Source organism: Asticcacaulis taihuensis (genome assembly GCF_900100255.1).
GTDB lineage: Bacteria > Pseudomonadota > Alphaproteobacteria > Caulobacterales > Caulobacteraceae > Asticcacaulis > Asticcacaulis taihuensis.
In genome coordinates this window covers 142,598-164,066 of sequence record NZ_FMTS01000001.1, presented here as the reverse complement: position 1 = coordinate 164,066, position 21,469 = coordinate 142,598, and the positions used below count along the sequence as shown (strand labels likewise).

Genomic DNA, 21,469 nt, shown 5'->3' with positions numbered 1-21,469 from the left:
TGTCATGACGAAATTTTCCGATTTGGGCCTGAGCGAACAGGTCCTCAAGGCTGTTGCCGAAACCGGCTACGATACCCCTACCCCTATTCAGGAACAGGCCATTCCAGTGGCCATGACTGGCCTCGATGTCCTTGGCATTGCCCAGACCGGTACCGGCAAGACCGCCGCTTTCACCCTGCCGATGATTGAAAAACTGGCCGCTGGCCGTTCCCGCGCCCGTATGCCGCGCGCCATTGTGCTGGAGCCGACGCGTGAACTCGCTGACCAGGTTGCGGAAGCTTTCGAGAAATACGCGAAATACCACAAGCTGAACTGGGCGCTTCTGATCGGCGGCGTCTCCATGGCGGACCAGGTGGCCAAGCTCGATAAGGGTGTTGATGTGCTGATCGCCACGCCGGGCCGTCTGCTCGATCTGTTCGAGCGCTCGAAGGTCATGCTCAATGGCGTCACCATGATGGTGGTCGATGAAGCGGATCGGATGCTCGATATGGGTTTCATCCCGGATATCGAGCGTATTTTCAAACTGACCCCGCCGACGCGACAGACCCTGTTCTTCTCGGCTACCATGCCGCCGGAAATTACCCGCCTGACCGAAGCCTTCCTGAAAAATCCGGTCCGCATCGAAGTTTCCCGCCCAGCCACGACCAACGAAAACATCACCCAGTACGTGCTGCGCGTGCCGCACAAGGACGTAAAGGCCAAGCGGATCGCCCTGCGCGCCCTTCTCAAAACACTCGATATCCAGAATGGGATCGTTTTCTGCAATCGCAAGACCGATGTCGATATCGTCGCCAAGTCCCTGAGCGTTCACGGTTTCAATGCCGCACCTATCCATGGTGACCTGGATCAGTCGCTGCGCATGAAGACGCTCGATGCTTTCCGTAAGGGCGAACTGACCCTGCTGGTCGCTTCGGATGTCGCCGCCCGCGGTCTGGATATCCCAGCGGTCGGGCATGTCTTCAACTTTGACGCGCCGATTCACGCCGACGATTACGTCCACCGGATCGGCCGCACCGGGCGCGCCGGACGGACAGGCGAAACCTACCTGCTGCTGTCGCCACACGATGAGAAAAACTACGACAAGGTCGTCAAGCTCATTAAGAAAGAGCCAGCCAATCTTGAGCTTGATGTCGATTATTCTGCGCTCAGCGATGCGCCACGCGAAGGCTCACGGCAACCTCGCCGCGAATCAGGCAAAACCAGAGGTAGGTCGCAGCGTGATCACAAGCCCCGCGAACGCTCAGCTACTCAATCCGCTCCCGTTGAGCCGGTTAAGGCAGAAAAAAAGTCGGTTTCCGAAGAAATAATTTCGGCGCCGGATGTACAGGAGGCACGGCCTGCCAAGGCGGCCCGCCGTACGGGCAAGAAAGAAAAAAACGAAGAAAAATCAAAAGCCAAGTCATCAAATGAAACGCCCTTTGGTGATCACATGCCGGCATTTTTAATGCGGGCAACGCCGCTCAAGGACTGAATTTTGCTGCGTTTGCCTTCTGGCCGTTAACCGCCTGTCAGAGAAGTTCGTTTAAGGTGCGAGTGCGTCCAGAAGAATCAGGCCGCACGAGACCGCCAGGGAAGGTTCCTGAAAGGGGGCCAGAAGAACGAATGAACAACGACATAGAGATCAGCGTAAGAAGTCCTGCCGCCTATGCCTTAGCCGGCGAAGCCTTGCGCCTGATGCAGGATCACGGCGTCTGGCCGACCCCGCTCAACTATGAGATCTGGCTTTATGTCGCCGGTGATCCGGAATGCCCCCTGGCGCAGGAAATCCAGCGACTTGTTGCCGCCGGCGAGACCATTACTGAAGACATTTCCGAAAGCCTGGCCAGCAAGTTCATTGCCCGCCTGAAGCTTAATGATGAAGTGCGCGATGCCGGCCTGAAGCTGACGCGCGAACTGGCCTCCATCACAGAAGTGATCGTCGAGGCCCAGAAGGCGCAGAAGACCTATGGCGAAACCCTGGAGGGGGCCCGCAAGTCGATGAGCGAGGTTGAGGCCGTCGCACTCAAGAGCCTGATCGACAGCCTGACGGAAGCCACCACAACCGTTCTCGATCACCATTCCCTGCTGGAGGGCCGTCTCTCGGAATCCTCGCGCGAGGTCAATCGCCTGCGCAAGCATCTGGATCAGGTGCGCATGGAGGCCATGACTGACGCCCTGACAAACCTGGCAAATCGCAAGTCATTTGACGAAGCCCTGGATCGTCACTGCGAAAACGATGATATTTCCAGCCCGCTGACCCTGGCCGTCATCGACATCGATCATTTCAAGCGCTTCAACGATACCTGGGGCCATCAGACCGGCGACCAGGTGCTGCGTTATGTCGCTTCGGTCCTGGCCCGTATTGGCCGTCCGCCACGCCTGGCTGCCCGTTACGGTGGCGAGGAATTCGGACTGCTCTTCCCTGGTGAAACCTGTGATACGGTCGAACGGCTTCTGAATGAAGCCCGCAGTGAAATCGCTTCGCGTGTTCTCAAGCGCCGCTCCACCAACGAAGACCTGGGCACCGTCACCATCTCGGCCGGCATCGCCCAGCGCGAATATGCCGAGGATTCCTTCGACCTGCTCGATCGGGCCGACAAGGCGCTCTATACCTCCAAAAATAATGGCCGCAACAAGGTGACCATTGCCGAGTCGTTAAAAACGGATTCCAACGCGGCCTAAGCCTGCCCTGAATTACCATTGACAACACCATTTGAACAATGTTCAGGTGGTGTTGTCAATTTGGGATCCGTCTATCATGCGCAGCTTTCTGTTTGCCGTCGTCTATTGGTTTTTGTCAGTTACCTACAGCCTGATGGCGCTGGTCCTGACGCTTTTTCCAGGGCGCAAGCCGGTCAAGTGGATCATACAGCGCTACACGCGCCGCATGGTACAGGCGATGCGGATATTCGCCGGCATCCGGCTGGAGGTCCGCGGCCGTGAGCATATTCCGGCCCAGCCGGTAATCTTCGCCTGCAAGCATCATAGCTGGGGCGACGGCTTCTGCATCTACTCTCAGTTCGATGATCTGGCCTTCGTTACCGGCGATCATCTGGAAAAATTTCCGCTTATAAGCACCCTCCTCTCCAAGCTGGGTGCCATTGTCGTCAATAACTGCGGTGGTATAGAAGCGCGCAAGGCTCTGGCCAATCGCTCGGCGGACGCCGCCAGGGACGGTCGCAGCATTCTGATTTATCCGGAAGGCCACCTGAACGCGCCCGGCACCTATCGTCGCTATCGTTCCGGTGTCTGGCACATGATGAATAGTTTCAATATGCCTGTGGTGCCGGTCGCCACCAATCTGGGCCTGTTCTGGCAGGAGGATCATTACAAGAAGACTCCGGGCACGGCCGTCCTGGAATTTCTTGAGCCGATACGGCCAGGCATGGGGAAGGACGAATTCCTGGCTACCCTGCGCGACCGCATCGAGGCGCGTTCGCAGGCGCTGATCAGCGAGGCGACAGGTGCGCCTTTCACCCCTTCTGTACTGGTGAGCGATTAAGTCTCTTTTAGGGGGTGCAGGCTATGATTAACCGTACCGGTGGATCTTGGAGTTTCTTATGCCTCGCGGCTTTCGTATCAGCGCACGTATTGATGAAGACCAGAATCTGATCGTTTTCAATATCAGCGGCGATATAGACAGCAAGGCCCTTGTTGACAAATGGATCGAGACCTATGCCAGCCTCGAAGAACCGTGGCTATACAATCGCCTTCTGGACTATCGCCGCGCCGATGGACTGGTTGATGTCAATGAGCTTGAACGCTTCGCTGTCTGGTGGGAAGGCCGCACACAAGGCATTGATTACAGCCTGAAAGCGGCGATCATCGTCAATAATCCTTTGGACGCCCGGCGCGTCCATACCGTTGATAGCCTGTTCCCTCGTGATATCAGGAAATCCTTCGATTCGCTGGATGACGCGCTTACCTGGCTACAGGAAAACACGGCCAGACTGGCCTGTGGCTGACTATTCGCCGTCCGCAGGCTTGATCGTCACGCTCTCGCCGCAACCGCAGGCATCCGTTTCGTTCGGATTGTTGAAGACGAACTTCGAGGCCAGCTTGGTCGTCTCGTAATCGATGACCGTCCCAACCAGATACAAAACCGCCTTGGGCTCGATCAGGATGGTCACGCCCTTGTCAGTGACGACCTCATCGATCGGCCCGACCTCTTCGGCATAGGAAAGCACATATTCCTGACCGGCACAGCCGCCCTGCTTCACGCCGACGCGCAGCCCGACATAGAGCTTCTCGGCTTTCGCCATAATGGCCTTGACCTGCGCGGCGGCCGCGTCAGTCAGGGAGACAACGGCAGGACGTGGACGGCGAACGCGAGGGGTGACTTGTACTTCCATGATCAGAACATATTCAGTTGCAGCTTGGCCTCGTCGCTCATCTTCGACGACTCCCAGGGTGGATCGAACACCAGATTGACTTCGCAATCGCGCACGCCCTTGACGGTCAGCACGGCCTCCTTAACCCAGCCTGGCATTTCGCCGGCTACAGGACAGCCCGGTGCGGTCAGGGTCATATCGACAACCACGTCTCGGTCATCCGACACGTCTACGCGATAGATCAGGCCCAGTTCGTAGATATCGACCGGGATTTCAGGATCGAAAACCGTCTTGAAAGCCGCGATCAGGTCGTCGGTCAGGCGCGTCAATTCTTCCTGCGCCAAGGCGGAAGGCTGGTTGGCCCCCATATCTTCCAGGCTAAACAATGACTCTTGTGATAGTTCTTGAGATTCTGGAGCTTCGGTCATTGGATTCACTCTTTACGCGAAGAAGGATTGGGCTTTAGCGACAGCCTCGGCCAGGACATCGATCTCGGCTTCCGTATTATATAGGGCGATAGAGGCGCGAACGGTAGAGGTTACGCCCAATCGGGTCATCAAAGGCTCCGCGCAGTGCGTGCCAGCGCGCACGGCGACATTGTACCGGTCAAGGATCTGCGCCACGTCATGCGCGTGCGCCTGCCCAAGACTGAAGGTCAGGATCGAGCCCTTGCCCGGAGCCTCGCCATGGACGCGCAGGGAATTGATCTGCGTCAGGGCATCGTGGGCACGCTGATATAAGGCGTGTTCGTGAGCGATGACCTCGGCGCGGTCAAATTGCGACAGCCAGTTGATAGCCGCTTTCAGGCCAATCACTTCGAGAATGGCCGGCGTGCCCGCTTCAAAGCGGTGCGGCGGTTCGTTCCAGGTGATCTTTTCCTTGGTGACGTGCGCGATCATCTCGCCGCCGCCTTGCCAGGGAGGCATGGCTTCCAGCAATTCGGCCTTGGCATAAAGCACGCCCAAGCCGGTCGGGCCATAAAGCTTGTGGGCCGAGAAGGCATAGAAATCAGCATCAAGCGCCTTCACATCAACAGGCAGGTGGACCACGCCCTGGCAGCCATCGACCATGACCTTGGCGCCCATCGCATGGGCCTTGGCGATGATGTCGGCAACGTCGTTGATCGTGCCCAGCACATTCGACATATGGGCGACGCAGACCAGCTTGACCTGCGGGGTCAACAGTTGATCAAAGGCGACCATGTCGAGCGAACCATCATCGAGGATCGGCACATAGACCAGCTTCACGCCTTTGCGCTGCGTCAGCATGTACCACGGCACGATATTGGCGTGGTGCTCCATCTCGGTCGTCAGGACCACATCGCCGGCCTCAAGGCTTTCGCCCCAACTATTGGCGACCAGATTAATCGATTCCGTCGCCGACTTGGTGAAGACGATCTCGTTCGTCTGCGCGCCGATAAAGCGCGCCACAGTCTCGCGGCCGGCCTCATAGGCGTCTGTCGTCTCGTTAGCCAGGGTATGCAGGCCCCGGTGCACATTGGCATAGGAATGGCGCATGGCGTGCGACATGGCATCGATCACGGCATTGGGCTTTTGTGCCGAGGCGCCGCTGTCAAGATAGACCAGGGGCTTGCCCCTGATCTCGCGCGACAGGATCGGAAAATCAGCACGCGCTTTTTCGACATCAAAGGGCATTCGCGCGCTCCTCCTTCATGCCTTCGGAGGCATTTTCCAGGAAATTCAACACTGTCTCGCGCAAAACCTCATCTTCGATCTGATCCGCCACCGGCAGGACAAAGGCGTGGGTCAGCATGGCGCGCGCCGTTTCTTCCGGAATGCCACGGCTCATCGAAAAGAACAGCGCTTCTTCGTCCAGCGCACCGATCGTATTGCCGTGCGCGCACTGCACGTCATCGGCATAGATTTCCAGTTCAGGCTTAGCACGGATATGAGCGCCATCGTTCAAGATCAGGGCCTGGTGGCGCATACGGGCGTCGGTGCCGTCCGCGCCCTTTTCGACCAGAATATGGCCTTGAAAGACGCCGGTGGCGGTGTCCTTGACCAATCCCTTGATCAACTGGGCCGTTTCACCATCGATCTCGGCGTGGTTCACGCGCGTGGTCAGGTCGAAATGGCGCTTGTCCTTCAGCAGATACGCGCCGTTCATTTCGACAACCGCGCCATGGCCGGCATGGTTCACATGGGTCTCGAAGCGCTGGAACTTCGCACCGGTCGAAAAGACGTATTGCTTGAAGACGCTACCCGGCGCGGTCTCAATAGTTGACTGGCGTACCGACACGGCGCTTTCCGGCTCATCCAGGATCACCACGCGGGTGAGCTTGGCACCTTCGGCCAAGGCGAAGCGCAGATGGCTATGGACAGCGTAATCGAAGGCGCCGGTATAGTCCTCAAAGACCACCAGTTCCTGACCGGCGGCCAGGTTGATCTCACCGCGGCCCTGATAGCCGAGGTAACCGTCCTCGTCTCCGAAATCATTGCCGTCAATATAGAGGCGGCCGTGGGATTTCCGCATGGCGAAATCGGCGGCCTGTTGCAGACCATCGAAACCGGCTTCATCGGCCGAGAAATAGACGAAGCCATCCGGCTCCGCTTCCAGTTCGGAGAGCGTGCGGACGACCATCGCCTTCTTTGGCGCCTCGCGCAAAACGCGGCTGAGGTCGGAATATTTCCACTCCTCGTCGCGGCGCGTCGGATAGGACGACGGATCGAAAATGTCGAGCGCGGGAAGGGTCACGCCGCTTCCCCCAGATACTGGTCGTAGCCGTGGGCTTCCAGTTCCAGCGCCAGCTCAGGCCCGCCCGAACGGACGATCCTGCCGGCGACCAGCACATGGACGCGGTCGGGCTTGATATGATCGAGCAACCGTTGATAGTGGGTGATGACCAGCATGCCGCGATCGGGCGAACGCAGGGCATTGACCCCATCGGAGACGACCTTCAGCGCATCGATATCGAGACCGGAATCGGTCTCATCGAGAATCAGGAACTTCGGCTCCAGCAGCGCCATCTGCAGCACTTCCATGCGCTTCTTTTCGCCGCCGGAGAAACCGACATTGAGCGGACGCTTCAGCATGTCCATGTCGATCTTCAGGGTCTTGGCGACTTCGCGGACGCGCTTGAGGAAATCGGGCGCCGACATCTCGGTTTCGCCGCGCAGCTTCTTCTGTGCATTCAGAGCCGTGCGCAGGAAGGTCAGGGCCGGCACGCCGGGAATTTCCAGCGGATACTGGAACGACAGATAGAGGCCAGCGGCGGCGCGCTCATGCACGTCCTTGTCCAGCAGGTCCACACCGTTGAAATCGACGCTGCCACCCTTGATCTCATAGTTCGGGCGGCCGGCCAGCGCATAGCCGAGCGTCGACTTGCCGGCGCCGTTCGGCCCCATGATGGCGTGTACCTCACCGGCAGGCACGTCCAGCGACAGGCCTTTCAGGATTTGTTTGGTGTCAACAGCGACGGATAAGTCTTTGATCGAAAGCATAATAGTCAATTTCCTAACCCACGCTCCCTTCCAGGGAGATGGCTACCAGTTTTTGTGCCTCAACGGCGAATTCCATCGGCAGTTCCTGCAACACATCGCGCACGAAACCATTGACCAGCAGGGCCACGGCCTCTTCCTGGCTGAGGCCACGCTGCATGGCATAGAAGAGCTGATCTTCGGACAGGCGCGTCGTTGTCGCCTCGTGCTCGAACTGCGCCCTGGCTGTATCGCTCTCGACATAGGGCACGGTGTGGGCCGCGCAGGTCTTGCCGATCAGCAGGCTGTCGCACTGGGTAAAGTTGCGCGCGCCGGTCGCCCTGGCATGGGCCGAGACCAGACCGCGATAGGTATTGGACGACTTGCCTGCTGACACACCTTTGGAGATGATGCGCGACTTGGTGTTCTTGCCGAGATGGATCATCTTGGTGCCGGTATCGGCCTGCTGCGCGCCATTGGTGACGGCGATCGAGTAAAACTCACCGATGCTCTCATCGCCGCGCAGGATACACGAGGGATATTTCCAGGTCACGGCAGAGCCGGTTTCCACCTGGGTCCATGACACCTTGGAACGCGCACCGCGGCAATCGGCGCGCTTGGTGACAAAATTATAGATACCGCCCTTGCCTTCGGCATCGCCCGGATACCAGTTCTGCACGGTCGAATATTTGATCTCGGCATCATCCAGCGCCACCAGTTCAACCACGGCGGCATGAAGCTGATTTTCGTCGCGTTGCGGCGCCGTGCAGCCTTCGAGATAGGAAACATAAGCGCCCTTATCGGCGATGATCAGGGTGCGCTCAAACTGGCCGGTGTTTTCGGCATTGATGCGGAAATAGGTCGACAGTTCCATCGGGCAGCGCACGCCCGGCGGCACATAGACAAAAGACCCATCCGAAAAGACGGCGGCATTCAGGGCGGCGAAATAGTTGTCCGATACCGGCACGACCGAACCGAGATATTGACGCACAAGGTCAGGATATTCGCGCAAGGCCTCTGAAATGGCACAGAAAATCACGCCGTGTTTTTTCAATTCATCCTTGAAAGTGGTGACGACCGACACTGAGTCAAACACAGCATCGACGGCATATTTCGGCGCGCCGACCACACCCGCCAGCACTTCCTGCTCCTTCAGCGGAATGCCCAGCTTCTCATAGGTCTTCAGCAGTTCGGGATCGATCTCGTCGAGCGATTTCGGCCCTGCCTTCTTCTTCGGCGCGGCGTAATAGTAGAGGTCCTGATAATCGACCTTCTGGTAATTGACCTTGGCCCAGTCTGGCTCTTCCATGGTCAGCCAGCGCTCATAGGCGGCCAGACGCATTTCGAGCATCCATTCCGGCTCGTTCTTCTTGGCGGAAATGAAGCGTAACGTTTCGGCGTTCAATCCTTTAGGGGCGAACTCCATTTCGATATCGGTGACAAAGCCGTGCTCGTAGGTTTCCAGCCCGGCGACCGTCTCGATGGTTTCCTTAACCGCAGCCATTACACCAGTTCTTTCGCATGACGCTTCAAATACACCTCATAACCCTTTGACCACACGTCATAAAAACGCTGCCAGTCTTCCGCCTTCGTGGTCCAGCCGGTGGAGATACGAAGCCCCTTGTCCGCCAGGTCGGGCCGCCCCATCGCTGTGACCACGCGACTTGACTTCACCTTGCCGGACGAACAGGCCGCACCCGAACTGACGCAAATCCCGGCCATGTCCATATGGATCAGTTGCAGGTTCGACACCCAGTCGGGTTGCGCGATATAGAGAATGCCTGGCACACGCGCCGCCGCTTCACCCAATATGGTGACGCCGAGCGTTTTTAACGCGGCCTCGACCGAATTTTGTGCGCTGCATAAATCCTTGGATGCGCCGTGGCAAGCCTTAAGCGCCGCGGCAAAGGCCGCGATGCCGGCGATATTTTCCGTGCCGGCGCGCAAACCCAGTTCCTGGCCGCTGCCGGTGATCAGGGCTTTCGGCGCATGATCGCGGTTATAGATCAGGGCTCCGACGCCCTGCCCGCCACCGATCTTGTGGGCGCTCAATGAAAGTGAATCCGCGCCCAGTTCGGAGAAATCGATAGCGATCTTGCCCAGCGCCTGCACGGCATCGACATGCAGCCAGCCTCCACGGGCGTGGATCAGTGACGCGGCACAGGCAACATCATTGATCACGCCGGTTTCGTTATTGGCCAGCATGATCGAGACAAACGGCCGACCATCGCGCTCTAACAAGGTTTCCAGCGCGGTCAGGTCGATCTCGCCGGAGGCTTTCAGGGCCGCAATTACAGCGCCGGAGACTGCGCCATAGATGCTGTCATGCTCGCCGGCGGAAAAAACTGTGTAATCGTAACCGTTCGCCTGATGCAGGGCCAGGGCATTGGCTTCCGTGCCACCGGAGGTAAAGACCAGGCCGCCGATGCCAACCGCACCGACACCTGACAGAATATCGTTGCGCGCCTCTTCCAGGATCAGCTTGGCCTTGCGCCCCAGGCTATGCACCGAGGAGGCATTGCCACCCATATCGGCCGCACGCAGGAACGCTTCGCGCGCTTCAGGGCGAAGCGGCGAGGTCGCAGCATGGTCGAGATAGAGGATATCACTCACCCTCTTACGCCTCCATCATAGCAGGTGCATAGGCTTCCGGCGTGGTGATCTTCACCGTCTTGCGGGTACGCTTGCGCACCACATCTTCCAGAGAGACCTGGCTCAGATAGTCATGGATGGCCACGCCCAGATCTTCCCACAGATTGTGCGTCAGGCAGCGCTGGCCGCCCGGCATACAGCCGATTTCACGCACCGCCTGGTCCTTGGTGAGGCGCTTGTTGGCCCCCAGCTTGTTTGAGGTCATGGAGCAGCGGGTGGCCTTGATCGGCTCATCAACGGCGAGGACAATTTCAGAGACAAACAGGCTGCCCGCATCGCGCGCCAGCGTATAGCCGCCACCGGGGCCACGCGCGCTCTTGACCAGTCCGGCCTTACGCAAGCGCGCAAACAACTGTTCCAGATAAGACAAGGAAATTTGTTGGCGCTCGGAAATTTCGGACAGGGAAATGGGACGGCCGGACTTTTCTTCCGTTCGGGCATTCAGCGCCAGGTCGGTCATGGCCATGACCGCATAACGTCCCTTGGTGGATAGGCGCATAGTGGGTTTCCAGTATGGATTTGTTTCAAAAACCTGCGCAAAGAGAAATCTTTGTGCTAAGAGGCGCAAAAGCTGCCTGCGGCTGTGTGGGTCTGAATGTAATAATTCCGACTAATGCAGTCAACTATTATAGCGGCTGACATGACATATTTATGATTTTACAAGGTGATTGAATGCCCGAAGTCATTCTGGCCGGCGCCGCCGGACGCATCGAAGCCCGCTACAGCGCCGGCAAGACAGAGAATGCGCCCATCGCGTTGATTCTACATCCGCACCCCAAGGCGGGCGGCCATATGAATAATCCGGTCACGGTGCAACTGTTTCACCTGTTCATGACGCGCGGGTTTTCGGTATTGCGCTTCAATTTCCGTGGCGTTCAGAAAAGTCAGGGCGAATTCGATTCCGGCATTGGCGAACTGGCGGATGCCGCCACGGCGCTCGACTGGCTGCAGGCCAAGAACCCGACGGCCTCTCAGTTCTGGGTGGCCGGCTATGATTTCGGTGCCTATATCGGGATGCAGTTGCTGATGCGCCGCCCGGAAACCGACGGCTTCATCTCCGTCTCGCCGCCGACCAATGCCTACGATTTCAGCTTCCTGGCGCCCTGCCCGGCCTCCGGCATGTTCCTGCATGGTGGCAACGATTCGATCGTGCCGACCGCCGAAGTCGATCGCGTCGTGGCCAAGCTGCGGACACAGAAGGGCATTACCATTGCCTCGGAAGTGGTGCCGGAAGCCAATCACTTCTGGAACGAGCAACTGCCGGAAGTCGAGCGTCGCATCGGCGCCTATATCGATCGCCGCATGGCAGGCGAAAGCGAATAATAATTACGGACAGCGGACGCGCGCCGCATCATCCACTTTCAGGGTCTGGCCGTTATCGGCCAGCACCAGGTGCAGATCGCGCTTCCATTGCTCACCTTCGCCGGAAAAGGCGGCCTTGACCGTCACATCATCCGGGCCGTTGATGGTGATGCTGGATATCTGTCCGCTGCTTTCCCAGAAAGTCAGCTCCGTCTGCGTAACGACCAGCTTCATGTCGCTGGTCGCCTTACATGCCTCAAGACTGGCATCCCAGCGCCCTGTGAAGGCTTCCGGCAATAACACCGCTTCCGGCGCCAGAGATTCCGAGGCGTTTTCCGCAGACGAAGCGGCGGCGGAGCCATCCGATGTCGGCTTGAACGGCGAGCAGGCCGCCAGCGCCAGCAATCCCGCCATAAGCGCAAGTCTCATATTCCGCCTCCTAACCCGCCAGTGATTGACGGCTTGCTTTTGGATAACTGATCCGTCCGCCTGTTAACGGCGCCCTAACCCCCGTGGTGCCAGGGAAGGAAATCGGCAACCCTTTCAGCGAACGCACGGCCATGTAGGCGAAACCTTCGGCTTCCAGTGCGTCGCCGCGCCAGCTCAGGTCTTCGGCCAGCCGCACCGCCGCCGGCGCCAGGGCCGTTTTGATCTGGTCGACGAGGTGCCGGTTATGTCGCCCGCCACCCGCCAGGACAACCGTCTTTGGTTTGATGCCGGTCAGGTCGATCCCTGCCAGAAGGCTTTGCAGCGTAAAGGCACTGAGGGTGGCCAGGCCGTCCTCAAAGTCCAGCCCCCCGATCGCTTGCAAAGTGAAATCATAACGATCAAGCGACTTAGGCGCTGAGGCTCTGAAAAACGCGTGCGACATATATTGCGCGACGATATTTTCATGAACCCTGCCAGACGCCGCGATGCGTCCTTCATGATCGAAATCCCCGCGCCCGTGGAGGCGCATCCACTGATCCATCAATCCGTTGGCCGGACCGGTGTCCATCGCCATCAGCCCCTTGTCGGAAATGGCCGTGATATTGGCCACGCCGCCGAGATTGATGACCACGAGCGGCAGATCCAGACCGGCATTTTCCACCAGAGCCTGATGATAGACTGGCATGAGCGGCGCCGCCTCGCCACCCGCTTCTATATCCGCCTGGCGGAAATCGCAAACCACGGGCACACCGGTCAGGTCGGCGAATGCCTGGCCATCGAAAAGCTGTACAGTGCGGCCCTTTACACCATTTTTCGGTCGCTCGTGCAGGACCGTCTGGCCATGGACGCCCAGAACGTCGAAATCACTGAAGTTCAGGTCATTGCGCGTCAGAAAATCACTGGCCGATCGAAAGTGACACTCCACGATCGCCCGCCGGGCCTCATCGAATATGGCTGGCTCTGCTTCGCCGCGCGGCCAGTTCAAGGCCGCCCTGATCGTGGCTTCCAATAGACTGCGCGTCTCGGCAGGCATGGGCAGTTCCGCCCATGGCCCGAAAACGACCTGATCCTCGCCGTCGGTTTCGAGCATTGCCATATCGACACCATCCAGAGAGGTTCCGGTCATAAAACCAAGCACTTTCATCATCCAGGGCCTCTTATGTCTTGACGTTTCGCTGCATATCAGGCCACACAGGCGGCCCAACTTCGACACTGTTATAGCTATCATGACCGAACACAGCTTCAAATCCGAATTTCTGCGCACGCTGCAAGAGCGCGGCTTCATCCATCAGTGTACCGACGCAGAAGCGCTCGACACCCTGGCGGCGGCAGGCATGATGACCGGCTATATCGGCTTCGATGCCACGGCGTCATCTCTGCACGCCGGCTCGCTGGTTCAGATCATGCTGCTTTACTGGTTGCAGCAAACCGGCCACAAGCCGATTGTCCTGATGGGCGGCGGCACCACCAAGGTCGGCGACCCGACCTTCAAGGATACCCAGCGTCCACTGCTGACCGACGAACAGATCCAGTCCAACATGGACGGCATCAAGCGCGTCTTCGCCAATTTCCTGAAATTCGGGGCAGACGACAATGACGCCATCATGGTCAATAATGACGACTGGCTGTCGCAATTCGGCTATGTCGAGTTCCTGCGCACCTTCGGCACCCATTTCACCATCAACCGGATGCTGACCTTCGATTCCGTCAAGCTGCGGCTCGATCGTGAACAGCCAATGACCTTCCTGGAATTCAACTACATGCTGATGCAGGCGGTCGATTTCCGCGAACTGAACGAAAAGTACAACTGTGTCCTGCAAATGGGCGGTTCTGACCAGTGGGGCAATATCATCAACGGCGTCGAACTGACACGTCGCATGAATACGAAAGCGGCCTTCGGTCTGACCACGCCGCTCCTGACCACGGCCTCCGGCGGCAAGATGGGCAAGACGGTGGGCGGTGCCATCTGGCTCAATGCCGACATGCTCAGCGCTTATGATTACTGGCAATACTGGCGCAATACCGAAGACGCCGATGTCGGCCGCTTCCTGCGCCTGTTCACAACCCTGCCGATGGCCGAGATCGCGCGTCTTGAAAAGCTGGAAGGGGCCGAGATCAACGAGGCCAAGAAGATCCTGGCCGATGAAGCCACGAAAATGGTCCACGGCGTCGAAGCCGCGGTCATTGCCCGCGACACGGCCCAGAAAGCCTTCGAGCAGGGCGTGCTCTCGGCCGACTTACCTACCGTGGAGATCGAAACGGCCGTCCTGGAAGAAGGCATCATGCTGGCGGCCCTGGCCACCCGCATCGGTCTGACCGCCTCCAATGGCGAGGCGCGTCGTCTGGCCCAGGGCGGTGGCTTGCGCGTCAATGATGTAGCAATTACTGACGGCAATCAACTTGTGACGCAAGCCGACCTGAATGCGGATGGCGTCATCAAGATTTCGCAGGGCAAGAAGAAGATTGTCCTGGTCAGGCCGCTCTGATTTTCCGAACACAGTTAAGCCGGTTGAATTTTCAGCCGGCTTATTTTTTCAGACTCTTGTCGTTGCGGTCACGCAGGTCGTCGAGCTTGTTTTCCAGGGTCGGCAGGTCGAGCGCCGGGAAAGGTTCCTTGCGGCTGGAATCGAACCACACCTTCATGAAGCCCGGCAAAACAACCGACAGCGGATTAACCAGCACTTCCGGTGCTTTCTGCGTGCCATGGACATGGTACTTGATCCCGACAAGGCCCAGCCCGTTCGATCTCAGGTCGCCGAAGATACCATTCAGGCTGTAGGCCGGGATCAGGGTGCCACTCAGGGCCAAAGCCTTTGTATCCAGGTCGCTTGTGCCCCAGACATTGATGCCGAGCGCCTCGCCCTTGGCATAACCGTCACGGATAAAGACGACATTGTCCTTGTAGCGGATTGGAAAATCGAAATCGGTAAAGAGGATACCATCCCCCACCAGGGTGTCGTTCAACCCCTGGAGCGACGCCACCGTCAGCAACTGCGCCAATATGGGTATCTGCTGGGCTCGGACGTCGTGCCCCCGCAAGGAGGCATCTATCTGACCGTTGGCATAAACCCCGTCAATAACGGCCACGCCGCCCCTGACATTGTGATTGCCGGTTGCCGTCTCGATGACATTGCCGAGATTACCGGTTCTGGCCGTAAACAGGCTGTAACCACCTTCGGATGTCATGGCCAGGGTGAAGGGGCTGCCATCCATGCTTTCGCCATGTCCCGACCCGCTCAGGCCATTGCGGCCGTCCCAGGTCAGGTCCAGGTTCAGATCATTGAAAACGCCGGCCGGCGCCATGCGCAGCCGCGCCAGATCGACAACTAGATGCGTCGCCGGCACAGGCGGCCCCGCGGGGGGTATTTCTGCCGGAATAACGGCCTTGGTTACGGCCTTCAGGACACGCTCCTTCTTGGCGTCCAGCCAGGGACGCAGATCAAGCTGATTGCCGCTGATCGAGATGATATTGGTGTTTTTATCGGGTACGGCATAATATTTGAAAGCAACATCAATGAAGTCCTTCAGATAAAGCTTTGAAAAATCGCCAAATTGCAGGTCGCCGGCGTCCGAAAATGACGCCCGGCCGTCAATACCGATATGCGCGCCCTCGCCATATATGCGCGACAGGTTTGTGCCGCCATTCGGCCCCTGCTCATCGATGGAGACAGCAAATTGGGCGGATTCGCCCACCGGCTTGTTCCAGTCCGTTGCCCGCACGCCCAACTGGGCATTGGTGGCATCGAGATTGAGCACGGCGGCTGGTTGTCCCGGTGTACTGTAAAGACTAAACACCAGTCCAACATTACCAGCGATATGAACAGGGGTCTGCGAATAACCCAGGGCCGCCAGCACGGCATCACTGGCGGTGCCGCGCACCTGGAGTTCATAAGGCACCGAGGTATTGGGCAGCATGATGGGCGGCGGACTGCCGTGGCCGCGCAGGGGCATATCGAAGGCGATGGTCTGATCCAGCAACTTCACTTCGCCGGTAAGGGTCTTGTCGTCCTGTTGCCACAGGGCCGTAACATTTACCGGCGCCGGCGGTGCGAAAAAGGCTTTCGGCAGGCCCAGCACATACCAGTCATCCGGCATGACCTTCATGTCGAGCCGGCGGCGCAATTCGTCCGTCCCGGGTATCTCCGACCAGCCCAGCACCGCGCTCATCTGATCAAGCTTGAGCAGAGCCTCGCGCGACTGGCCATCGAGCGAGATATTGACCGTCAGGTGGCGCGGCGCCTTGAACATAGGCAAGGCGCCATAACCCATTTCATCGGCTTCATCCGGTGTGATGACCGATTTATAGACGAGGCGCGACCGCGTGCCCTGGATATAGGCGATATCGCCCGAAAGAGCCTCCGCGTCTATTTCGCCGCTCCAGATATCACCGGAGCGCAACAGGGATATACGGGTCGGTATTTCACGCTTCAGGTGCTCGAAAATCGGCAGTCCCTGCCCTTCCATGCCGTCAGAGAGGATCGCGCCCTCGATCAGCATGTCGGTCGGCCGCTGCTCCTCGCCTTCGGGGTTGCCGCTCCAGCTTACATCTCCGCGGAAGATGTCCGAACTGATCCGGCCCTTTCCAGCCCGATCAGCCACGGTAAACTGCCCGGTGATCGCCACAGGAACTTTCGGCGAACCACCGAACTGCGCGGCATTAAAATGACCTGTAAAGTCAATGTCCTGCGACCTGACGTTCATTTGTGTGCGGTAGCCGATATCACCGTAATAGGGCCCCAGATGCGCCGGCCCGGTGATGGTCAGCTTATCGGCCAGTAGGTCGCCGATTATGTTTAGTTGCCCTTCGGTCATATCCCAGCCGAGCGCCGCCTGTTTGAAGGCGCCATTGTTGATATGGCCGTTGAATTTGACGCTGAAATTATCGTTGGTGATATTGCCGAAGACCGGGAAATCGATCTCAACATGGGCGGTGGCCGCGCCGCTCAAACGCTGGCGGGTCAGGCCATTCTGGCTCAGGTGGTTATCGGTAATCGGGTCGATCGCCTCGATAACACTCGGTACATCCGCCTCAGCATCAAGCCAGATATGGGTTTTTGTCCGGCGATCGCGGAAGTCAGGTACACTTAGCCCGCCCTTGACGAGATTGACATCCACCAGCCGGCCGCCGGAAACATCCATGGCGAAGCTGTTGCCGAGCAGAATGCCGTGACCCTTCAGCCCCTTGGCGTTTTGCAGTCGGTGTTCGAGATAGAGTTCGAGATTCTCGAAATCGAAATCGAGCCGCAGATCCTCGTTTTCAAGATTATGGAAATCGCCCGGTTCGGCCTTGAGAACGAAATCCGCATTGGCGAAATCCCCGCCGCGAATGCGTTCAATCAGATTGGCGCGCGTATTCGGAGACAGGTCTTCCGGCCAGAAAGCGAACACCTCCTCCTTGGTGAAGCGCCCCTTGATCTGCGCCGTGAGGTCGGCGCCCAGTTCTCCCGTATCGTCCGTGTAGACGACGCCCTGGCTTTGCAGCGGCGCGCCATTGATCAGCCCCGTCACGCTTTCGAACTGCAAGCGACGCTGACGTGGCACATAATTGCCCCTGACGCGGGCATTGGTCAAGGTCTGCAGGGCGAAGTCATCGGCCAGCCGGGCAGTGACGCGTGGTCCGGTGAAATTGAACGCCAGGGCCATGTCACGTTTGGCCTTGGCGTCCCCCGGACGCACAATGACCGCGCCCTTAAGGTCGGTATCCAGCATCCGTGATTTGACGCGGAAAGTATCGAACTGCGCCGTATGCGTTGCCGAGGTGTAGTTCGCCCGGATACGCGCTTCGTTGAAGGGCTGGTGGAAATCACCGATATCGATCCGACCCGCCGCCGCACGGATATCGAAAGCGGCCCCTTCGAATCCCTTTTTCTGGCTGTAATCCACGCGGGTCAGGCCATCGACCGGCGCATTGATGCCCGCCAGCGCCCGGGTCAGGCCCACCGACGGGAATACCCGGCCCGGCACCAGGTTATGGAGATTGGCCGAGATGCTGGCATGGGCCAGACCAACCACACCAGAGGCTTCGGCTTTAAAGGTGGCAGGTGCCCCCGCCTCCATGCCCAGACCATCTATGGAAAGCGCCGTGTGCCCGGTCAGTTTACCGTTCAGCTTGGTAAAGTCGATGGTCGAAACATTGGCCGTCCAGTCAAGCGGCGCGCCTTCCTGGATCAGGCGCAACTGACCGTTCTTCAGGCTAAGCTGACGGGTGAAACTGACTGGCTGGCCCAGCCTTTCCGGCCCCGTCAGGTCATAGAAGAAACGCGCCAGGCCACTTGTACGCCCAGGCTTGCCGTGAGCCTCATAGCCGAGATCGTAGCGCCCTTCCTTCGAGACCGAGGCGGCGACAAAAAAATCCTCCGCCGTCAGTCGCGCCGGCGCGAAATGCGCCACAATGAGACTGTCCGCCGCAAGTGCCGCTTCCATCCGGCCGGCACGGGCAATAATCCGGTGCTGCCGGTCGGTGATGATCAGGTCTTCAAAGCGGAAACCAACCGCGCGGGCATCGCCGAACCAGACAAGATCCAGATGCTTGATGCTCGCCTCAGTACGCGGCAATTGCGCTTCCACGCGGGAAATAATAATGGACCGGATACCGTCGACGCGGATCGGTCCCTGGGCCAGCCGCGCCCCCAGAACCACGACCATGAACACTACCCAGCCCAGGATGAAAAGGCGCAGCCGCTTGCGGATTATGTCGAAAATTCTCTTCACTTAGGTTCGGCTGGGCTCGACTGTTTTTACTTTATTGGCGGCTAGGCACAGGGGCAGTTCATGTATAGGACGGTCGGCGCAAAATAATATTAACGCAACCTATTCTTCTTTAGAGTCAGAGCGAGGCGATGTCATGGCGAAATCATTGAAAACTGAAACTTATTTCCAGCCCTACCCAGCACCCGATTTCAGCCTGGCTTCCAGTGCCGGAGGGCATGTCTCGCTCGGCAACCTGAAAGGCCATTGGGCTGTGCTGTTTTTATACCCGGCCGATAATACGCCCACCTGCACACAGGAAGCCTGCGCTTTTTCAGAAGCCCTGCCGGAATTTGAAAAACTGGGGGCGAAACTCTATGGCCTGTCGAAGGACAGCCTGAAGGATCACGAAAAGTTTATCACCAAATATGGCCTGAGAATGCCGCTTCTGTCCGATCCTGACACAACCGCCATCGCCGCTTTTGGCTCATGGGGTGAAAAGAGTCTGTATGGCCGGGTCTATATGGGCACGGACCGCTCCACCTTTATTATTGATCCGCAAGGAATGATCAGAAAAGAATGGCGTAAGGTAAGGATTAAGGGCCATATTGATGAGGTTTTAAACACATTGAAAGATATTCAAACTGAATAAGTCAGTTTAATGACAGTTCAATAAAATCCATGCACAGGCTCGCCCTTTGGCATTTCAGGTTTTGCGGGCGGTTATCCACAACTCGCGTGAAAAGGGATTTATTGGTAAATTCGGAGCGGCACCAATCTTGAAGCAGTCTGGTCACAAGCATTCAAATTGGGACACAGGTCATGGCTGCGAATCTTAATAAACTGATTTTATTGAGCATTACCTCAGCAGCCTTGGGCGCCCCTCTGCCGACTCGATATACATCTTGCGCAATTAACGCCGTAAAGGCATAGTTAACAGGCGGTTGAGGGTGCGGATGATGACGACCAAGACAAACGAGAGCTCCCTGGGCGGCTGGATGGAATCTATATTTCCAGAACGTCAGCTCTACATTCGTTCGGGCGCCGAAACCCGTGGCTATGTTCTAAGCCCCGTAAAACAACTTGTCCTGACGATCCTGGCCTCGGCACTGGTCACCTGGCTGGCTATATCCACAGGTTTTACTCTGTTTTTCGCGGCCAATCACGGCGGCGGGTCTGAAAAACAATTGCGTATGGTCAAGGCCCAATCTGAGCGCTGGATCGCCGATCGCCAGGCTCGGCTCGATATCGCCACACAACAGGCAACGGCCAATTCCGGTTCACTCGACCAACTGGCCGAAACGGTCGAGAAGCGCCACCAGGGGCTGGTTGCGCTTCTTAAAGATTTCAAGGGTGTTCCCGGTGCTGTAGCCGCTCTGGCGCCCGCGCCCATCGACGACAGCCTGCCGCCTATCGAACGCATATATTCGGTGCGCGCAGAGCAGGAGCGCATGGTCAGCCAGGCCGAGGTCTTCGCCAAGACCCGCGCTGAAAAGCTGCGCCTCGCATTCCGCATCGCCGGCCTCAACCCGCAGGCTTTTGCCGGCGGCCGCAGTGGCAACCCCCTGACCGATGCCAAGGATAACAAGGCCCTGGCCAGCTTCCTGGGCGTGGACGAAGATTTCGCCGAACGCATCCGCAATGCCGCCATGGACCTGAGCGATATGCGCGGGCTGCAAAACAGTGCCCAGCGCCTGCCCTTCGATCGCCCGACGATCGGCACGCGTGAAAGCAGCGGCTTTGGCGTAAGATTTGATCCGTTCAATCACCGTCCCCATATGCATCAGGGACAGGACTTCGCCGGCCCCTACCTGACTCCGATCTATTCGACGGCGCCCGGCATCGTTTCCTTCGTCGGCGTCCGTACAGGCTACGGCAATGTGGTCGAAATCGATCACGGCAATGGCTTCAAGACCCGATATGCCCACCTGGCATCCGCCGCCGTTCGTCCCGGACAACGGGTCGCCGTCGATCAGCGGATCGCCTCCATGGGCAGCACAGGCCGCTCGACCGGCAACCACCTTCACTACGAAGTTTGGCAAAATGGTCGCGCTCAAAACCCCGCACGTTTCTTAAAGGCTGGAGATTATGTTCAACAAAACTAGCAAACCGACCCCGCCCGCCGCCAAGCCGCAGCCGACCCCCGCCGTCGTTCCGCCGCTGGAGACGCCCAGTGTCAACATGAACCGCACCAAGCCTGCCATGAGCACGGGTGCGCGTCCCCTCTCCAGCTTCGGCTCCGGCCTGCTGATCGAGGGCAATATTACCGGCAATGGTGACCTGCACCTCGATGGCACCGTACGCGGCGATGTCAAGGTCGGCCACCTGATCGTCGGCGAATCGGGCAATATCGAAGGCAAGGTCGAGGCCGAAACCATCGAAGTACGCGGTCGCATCGTCGGTTCGATCACCGGCAAGCAGATCAAGCTGCAAGCCACGGCCTATGTCGAAGGTGATATCACCCATGATCAACTGGCCATCGATGTCGGCGCCTTCTTCCAGGGACGCTGCCTGCAAAGCCGCCGGGCCGAGCCCGCGGCTGTGGCCTCTGTCAGCCCGGCGGCGCCTGCCGCGCCGTCCGATTTTGGTACGCCGAGCCTGAACAGCTACGACCTGAACGCGCTTTCTGATCTGAAGTAGAAAACGCACACC

The 21,469-nt window shown here is 58.3% G+C and carries 20 protein-coding genes; 9 read left to right on the top strand and 11 right to left on the bottom strand.

Features of this window, described 5'->3' with window-relative positions; genetic code table 11:
- Positions 1 to 4 precede the first annotated feature (4 nt).
- From BLO49_RS00720 to BLO49_RS00705, 4 genes are all read left to right on the top strand, one after another.
- Positions 5 to 1,471, top strand: a complete 1,467-nt coding sequence (locus BLO49_RS00720) for a DEAD/DEAH box helicase (protein ID WP_090642989.1) — start codon at positions 5 to 7, stop codon at positions 1,469 to 1,471.
- A 131-nt stretch (positions 1,472 to 1,602) separates the two neighbouring features.
- A complete protein-coding gene (locus tag BLO49_RS00715) occupies positions 1,603 to 2,661 on the top strand; it encodes a GGDEF domain-containing protein (protein ID WP_090642987.1) in 1,059 nt (352 codons plus the stop codon).
- 76 nt (positions 2,662 to 2,737) lie between these two features.
- On the top strand, positions 2,738 to 3,481 hold the full coding sequence (locus tag BLO49_RS00710) for a lysophospholipid acyltransferase family protein (protein WP_090642984.1): 744 nt from the start codon (positions 2,738 to 2,740) through the stop codon (positions 3,479 to 3,481).
- Positions 3,482 to 3,539: 58 nt separating this feature from the next.
- Complete coding sequence (locus BLO49_RS00705; protein WP_090642982.1) at positions 3,540 to 3,944, top strand: hypothetical protein; 405 nt, start codon at positions 3,540 to 3,542, stop codon at positions 3,942 to 3,944.
- On the opposite strand, the gene BLO49_RS00700 is transcribed toward BLO49_RS00705, so the two are convergent.
- The 8 genes from BLO49_RS00700 to BLO49_RS00665 form a co-directional block, all read right to left on the bottom strand.
- Positions 3,945 to 4,331, bottom strand: a complete 387-nt coding sequence (locus BLO49_RS00700) for a HesB/IscA family protein (protein WP_090642980.1) — start codon at positions 4,329 to 4,331, stop codon at positions 3,945 to 3,947.
- A 2-nt stretch (positions 4,332 to 4,333) separates the two neighbouring features.
- Positions 4,334 to 4,678 carry an SUF system Fe-S cluster assembly protein gene (locus BLO49_RS00695; RefSeq protein ID WP_090642976.1) on the bottom strand — a complete coding sequence of 115 codons (345 nt, stop codon included), beginning with the start codon at positions 4,676 to 4,678 and terminating at the stop codon, positions 4,334 to 4,336.
- Between the two features lie 72 nt (positions 4,679 to 4,750).
- A complete protein-coding gene (locus BLO49_RS00690; protein WP_090642974.1) occupies positions 4,751 to 5,965 on the bottom strand; it encodes an aminotransferase class V-fold PLP-dependent enzyme in 1,215 nt (404 codons plus the stop codon).
- Complete coding sequence (sufD, locus tag BLO49_RS00685) at positions 5,955 to 7,025, bottom strand: Fe-S cluster assembly protein SufD (RefSeq protein WP_090642971.1); 1,071 nt, start codon at positions 7,023 to 7,025, stop codon at positions 5,955 to 5,957. The genes BLO49_RS00690 and sufD overlap by 11 nt, the downstream gene beginning before the upstream one ends.
- On the bottom strand, positions 7,022 to 7,771 hold the full coding sequence (sufC, locus tag BLO49_RS00680; RefSeq protein ID WP_090642969.1) for a Fe-S cluster assembly ATPase SufC: 750 nt from the start codon (positions 7,769 to 7,771) through the stop codon (positions 7,022 to 7,024). The genes sufD and sufC overlap by 4 nt, the downstream gene beginning before the upstream one ends.
- A 13-nt stretch (positions 7,772 to 7,784) precedes the next feature.
- Positions 7,785 to 9,251, bottom strand: a complete 1,467-nt coding sequence (gene sufB, locus BLO49_RS00675) for a Fe-S cluster assembly protein SufB (protein WP_090642966.1) — start codon at positions 9,249 to 9,251, stop codon at positions 7,785 to 7,787.
- A complete protein-coding gene (locus BLO49_RS00670; protein WP_090642964.1) occupies positions 9,251 to 10,360 on the bottom strand; it encodes a cysteine desulfurase family protein in 1,110 nt (369 codons plus the stop codon). Before BLO49_RS00670 ends, sufB begins: the two co-directional genes overlap by 1 nt.
- Before the next feature lie 4 nt (positions 10,361 to 10,364).
- Entirely contained in the window at positions 10,365 to 10,898 is a 534-nt protein-coding gene (locus BLO49_RS00665) for an Rrf2 family transcriptional regulator (RefSeq protein ID WP_090642961.1), read from the bottom strand.
- A 173-nt stretch (positions 10,899 to 11,071) separates the two neighbouring features.
- On the opposite strand from BLO49_RS00665, the gene BLO49_RS00660 reads away from it, so the two are divergent.
- Positions 11,072 to 11,722 carry an alpha/beta hydrolase gene (locus BLO49_RS00660; protein WP_090642958.1) on the top strand — a complete coding sequence of 217 codons (651 nt, stop codon included), beginning with the start codon at positions 11,072 to 11,074 and terminating at the stop codon, positions 11,720 to 11,722.
- 3 nt (positions 11,723 to 11,725) lie between these two features.
- Here the strand turns inward: BLO49_RS00660 and BLO49_RS00655 are convergent, their stop codons facing one another.
- Together BLO49_RS00655 and BLO49_RS00650 are read right to left on the bottom strand one after the other, a co-directional pair.
- Entirely contained in the window at positions 11,726 to 12,130 is a 405-nt protein-coding gene (locus tag BLO49_RS00655; RefSeq protein WP_139159590.1) for a hypothetical protein, read from the bottom strand.
- 10 nt (positions 12,131 to 12,140) lie between these two features.
- The gene (locus BLO49_RS00650; RefSeq protein ID WP_170828231.1) at positions 12,141 to 13,274 is read right to left on the bottom strand and encodes an anhydro-N-acetylmuramic acid kinase; all 1,134 of its coding nucleotides are present in this window, start codon (positions 13,272 to 13,274) and stop codon (positions 12,141 to 12,143) included.
- 82 nt (positions 13,275 to 13,356) lie between these two features.
- On the opposite strand from BLO49_RS00650, the gene tyrS reads away from it, so the two are divergent.
- Entirely contained in the window at positions 13,357 to 14,616 is a 1,260-nt protein-coding gene (tyrS, locus tag BLO49_RS00645; RefSeq protein WP_090642951.1) for a tyrosine--tRNA ligase, read from the top strand.
- A gap of 40 nt (positions 14,617 to 14,656) precedes the next feature.
- Here the strand turns inward: tyrS and BLO49_RS00640 are convergent, their stop codons facing one another.
- Positions 14,657 to 18,841, bottom strand: coding sequence for a YhdP family protein (locus tag BLO49_RS00640; protein WP_090642948.1), 4,185 nt, complete (start codon positions 18,839 to 18,841; stop codon positions 14,657 to 14,659).
- 133 nt (positions 18,842 to 18,974) lie between these two features.
- Here BLO49_RS00640 and BLO49_RS00635 point away from each other — a divergent pair, with 133 nt between their 5' ends.
- From BLO49_RS00635 to BLO49_RS00625, 3 genes are all read left to right on the top strand, one after another.
- A complete protein-coding gene (locus BLO49_RS00635) occupies positions 18,975 to 19,469 on the top strand; it encodes a peroxiredoxin (RefSeq protein ID WP_090642945.1) in 495 nt (164 codons plus the stop codon).
- Positions 19,470 to 19,776: 307 nt separating this feature from the next.
- Complete coding sequence (locus BLO49_RS00630; RefSeq protein ID WP_245678808.1) at positions 19,777 to 20,922, top strand: M23 family metallopeptidase; 1,146 nt, start codon at positions 19,777 to 19,779, stop codon at positions 20,920 to 20,922.
- On the top strand, positions 20,906 to 21,457 hold the full coding sequence (locus BLO49_RS00625) for a bactofilin family protein (RefSeq protein WP_090642942.1): 552 nt from the start codon (positions 20,906 to 20,908) through the stop codon (positions 21,455 to 21,457). Before BLO49_RS00630 ends, BLO49_RS00625 begins: the two co-directional genes overlap by 17 nt.
- Positions 21,458 to 21,469 lie beyond the last annotated feature (12 nt).

Bases quoted from the DNA above. Each gene is read 5' to 3' on its own strand.
- BLO49_RS00720 (WP_090642989.1), top strand. From the start codon at position 5: ATGACGAAATTTTCCGATTTGGGCCTGAGCGAACAGGTCCTCAAGGCT.
- BLO49_RS00715 (WP_090642987.1), top strand. From the start codon at position 1,603: ATGAACAACGACATAGAGATCAGCGTAAGAAGTCCTGCCGCCTATGCC.
- BLO49_RS00710 (WP_090642984.1), top strand. From the start codon at position 2,738: ATGCGCAGCTTTCTGTTTGCCGTCGTCTATTGGTTTTTGTCAGTTACC.
- BLO49_RS00705 (WP_090642982.1), top strand. From the start codon at position 3,540: ATGCCTCGCGGCTTTCGTATCAGCGCACGTATTGATGAAGACCAGAAT.
- BLO49_RS00700 (WP_090642980.1), bottom strand. From the start codon at position 4,331: ATGGAAGTACAAGTCACCCCTCGCGTTCGCCGTCCACGTCCTGCCGTT.
- BLO49_RS00695 (WP_090642976.1), bottom strand. From the start codon at position 4,678: ATGGGGGCCAACCAGCCTTCCGCCTTGGCGCAGGAAGAATTGACGCGC.
- BLO49_RS00690 (WP_090642974.1), bottom strand. From the start codon at position 5,965: ATGCCCTTTGATGTCGAAAAAGCGCGTGCTGATTTTCCGATCCTGTCG.
- sufC (WP_090642969.1), bottom strand. From the start codon at position 7,771: ATGCTTTCGATCAAAGACTTATCCGTCGCTGTTGACACCAAACAAATC.
- sufB (WP_090642966.1), bottom strand. From the start codon at position 9,251: ATGGCTGCGGTTAAGGAAACCATCGAGACGGTCGCCGGGCTGGAAACC.
- BLO49_RS00665 (WP_090642961.1), bottom strand. From the start codon at position 10,898: ATGCGCCTATCCACCAAGGGACGTTATGCGGTCATGGCCATGACCGAC.
- BLO49_RS00660 (WP_090642958.1), top strand. From the start codon at position 11,072: ATGCCCGAAGTCATTCTGGCCGGCGCCGCCGGACGCATCGAAGCCCGC.
- BLO49_RS00655 (WP_139159590.1), bottom strand. From the start codon at position 12,130: ATGAGACTTGCGCTTATGGCGGGATTGCTGGCGCTGGCGGCCTGCTCG.
- BLO49_RS00650 (WP_170828231.1), bottom strand. From the start codon at position 13,274: ATGAAAGTGCTTGGTTTTATGACCGGAACCTCTCTGGATGGTGTCGAT.
- tyrS (WP_090642951.1), top strand. From the start codon at position 13,357: ATGACCGAACACAGCTTCAAATCCGAATTTCTGCGCACGCTGCAAGAG.
- BLO49_RS00635 (WP_090642945.1), top strand. From the start codon at position 18,975: ATGGCGAAATCATTGAAAACTGAAACTTATTTCCAGCCCTACCCAGCA.
- BLO49_RS00630 (WP_245678808.1), top strand. From the start codon at position 19,777: ATGACGACCAAGACAAACGAGAGCTCCCTGGGCGGCTGGATGGAATCT.
- BLO49_RS00625 (WP_090642942.1), top strand. From the start codon at position 20,906: ATGTTCAACAAAACTAGCAAACCGACCCCGCCCGCCGCCAAGCCGCAG.